1 protein-coding gene is annotated in these 594 nt (G+C 36.2%); it reads left to right on the forward strand.

Going from position 1 to position 594, the window contains the following annotated elements; translation table 11 throughout:
* Window positions 1-93: 93 nt before the first annotated feature.
* Window positions 94-594: HD domain-containing protein (locus R7Q11_RS27845; protein ID WP_225467195.1), on the forward strand; the 501-nt coding region annotated here is incomplete at its 3' end.

A 594-nucleotide genomic window follows, 5' to 3' on the forward strand; every position in this document is an offset into this window, starting at 1 on the left:
TGTCTAGTTTTTTGTAAGCTTCCTAATAGAAACTTGACTAAAATCTAAGGAATTGGGTATTGCTCTATCGTACTTTTGCGTGAATGCTAGACTATGAACCATGGTGAATGTAGAATCACTAGCTCAGTTTTTGGAGATAATGAAGTAGTTATGCCACAGTGTAAACGTCAAATACATGAACGACAGTTGTTTAAAGATAGCAGCTTAGACCGTGCTATGGACTATAAACTATTCAACGACTCTTTTTTCAAAAGCATAATTGATACAAAAGAGTTTCAACGTTTGAAAAGTGTCTCCTTTTTAGGAGCTATCGATTATACGGACAGAAAAAACAAAAGCACTAGGTATATTCACTCTTTAGATGTGGCAAAACTAGCTCTTTATATTAGTGAAGTACGAAACTATTCGACGGAAGTAACTAATCACTTAGTAGCAGCAGCTCTTTTACATGATGTAGGGCATGCTCCGTTGTCTCATAGTATGGAGCCCTCTTTTTTCGATGAGTTTGGTATTGATCACCATTGTGCAACAACACAAATCATATCACAAGGTCAAGGGGCATCTTCGTTAACGGAAACTTTAAAAGCTAAAATA

The sequence above is a fragment of the Vibrio sp. 970 genome, assembly GCF_033339075.1.